This is a genomic window from Paracoccus sp. (in: a-proteobacteria) (assembly GCF_047973135.1).
GTDB lineage: Bacteria > Pseudomonadota > Alphaproteobacteria > Rhodobacterales > Rhodobacteraceae > Paracoccus.
This window is the reverse complement of sequence record NZ_JBKEBL010000118.1, coordinates 1-1,615: the sequence shown is the minus strand read 5'-3', so window position 1 is coordinate 1,615 and position 1,615 is coordinate 1. Positions and strand designations below refer to the sequence as shown.

The window sequence follows — 1,615 nt, the reverse complement described above, 5'->3', positions numbered from 1 at the left end:
CTGCACGCAAGACGAAAAGCTGCGGGCGATGTTCACCGGCAGCGCCGACAAGGTGGTGAACCTGATCACCTTCTATGCGCAAGAGGTGCGCGAGATCATGGCCAGCATCGGCGCGCGTTCTCTGGACGAGATCATCGGTCGCGCCGATCTGCTGACCCAGGTCAGCCGCGGCTCGGCGCATCTGGACGATCTGGACCTGAACCCTCTGCTGATTACCGTCGATGGCTGGGACAAGATCGTCTATGACCGGTCCAAGCCGCGCAATGCGGTGATGGATACGCTGGACGCCGAAATCATCCGTGACGCCGAACGGTTCTTTACCGACGGCGAGAAGATGCAGCTTTCCTATGCGGTGCGTAACACCCTGCGCACCGTGGGCACGCGCACATCCAGCATGATCGTGCAGAAATTCGGCATGCGGAATGCCCTGCAACCCGACCACCTGACGGTTCGTCTGACCGGCAGCGCCGGGCAATCCTTGGGCGCATTCGCCGCGCCGGGGCTGAAGCTTGAGGTTTCGGGCGATGCCAATGACTATGTCGGCAAGGGCCTGTCGGGCGGCATGATCACCGTGCGCCCGCCGATGATCAGCCCGCTGAACGCGACCGAGAACACCATCATCGGCAACACTGTCCTGTATGGCGCAACCGATGGCTATCTGTTCGCGGCAGGCCGCGCAGGCGAACGTTTCGCGGTGCGCAACAGCGGCGCGAAGGTGGTGATCGAGGGCTGCGGCAGCAATGGCTGTGAATACATGACCGGCGGCGTCGCGGTGATCCTTGGCCGGATCGGTGCGAATTTCGGCGCGGGCATGACCGGCGGGATGGCCTATCTTTACGATCCTCAGGGCGTGGCACGCGATTACATCAACGCCGAATCGCTGGTTCTGTGCCCGGTAACGCAGGACCACTGGGAGACGCAGCTGAAAGACCTGATCGAGCAGCATCTGAAGGAAACCATGTCCCGCCGCGCCGACGAGATCCTGCAGAACTGGGACGAAGAGAAGGGCAACTTCCTTCAGGTTTGCCCCAGGGAAATGCTGATTCACCTGCCCCATCCGATCATGGCGGTCGAGGATTCAGAGGCCGTTCCGGCCGAGTGATCCGGCGGATGTAAGTCAGTGGTCGGACGGTAGGCCCGTCGCGGAATCAGGCGCGCAATCGCCGGGGTCAGTGATAGCTGGCTCATATAGCCAGACACGTGAAGAGGATTACGTTGTCTGGCGATATACGCACCAGCATGACCCAGACCCTGCACCCGTGCCCCCAATGCCGCTCTGCCTATACTTACGAGGCGGCTTACCTGCTGATCTGCCCAGAATGCGGGAATGAATGGTCCACCGACGCCATATCGGAGACCGGCCCCGAAACGCGCGACAGCGTCGGCAATCTGCTGGCCGATGGCGATACGGTCAGCGTGATCAAGGATCTGAAGCTGAAAGGATCGTCCAGCGTGATCAAGGTCGGCACCAGGGTCCGGGGCATCCGGCTGGTGGATGGCGACCACGACATCGACTGCAAGATCCCGGGCATCGGCCAGATCGGCCTGAAATCGCAATTCGTCAAGAAGGTCAACGACTAAGCCCTGACCGCGCCGCGCCGCCCATCCGGCCCGG

1 protein-coding gene and 1 pseudogene are annotated in these 1,615 nt (G+C 61.9%); both read left to right on the top strand.

All coding sequences use genetic code 11. The features are described from left to right. Positions 1 to 1,102: pseudogene (locus ACK5L9_RS09075) on the top strand (glutamate synthase large subunit); the annotation flags it as partial. A 137-nt stretch (positions 1,103 to 1,239) separates the two neighbouring features. Further along, positions 1,240 to 1,581 (top strand): zinc ribbon domain-containing protein YjdM, encoded by a 342-nt coding sequence (locus tag ACK5L9_RS09070; RefSeq protein ID WP_416911140.1) that lies wholly within the window; start codon positions 1,240 to 1,242, stop codon positions 1,579 to 1,581. The last annotated feature ends 34 nt before the right edge of the window (positions 1,582 to 1,615 follow it).

What these genes read in the sequence shown, in the direction of transcription:
- ACK5L9_RS09070 (WP_416911140.1), top strand. Translation starts at nt 1,240, where the DNA reads ATGACCCAGACCCTGCACCCGTGCCCCCAATGCCGCTCTGCCTATACT.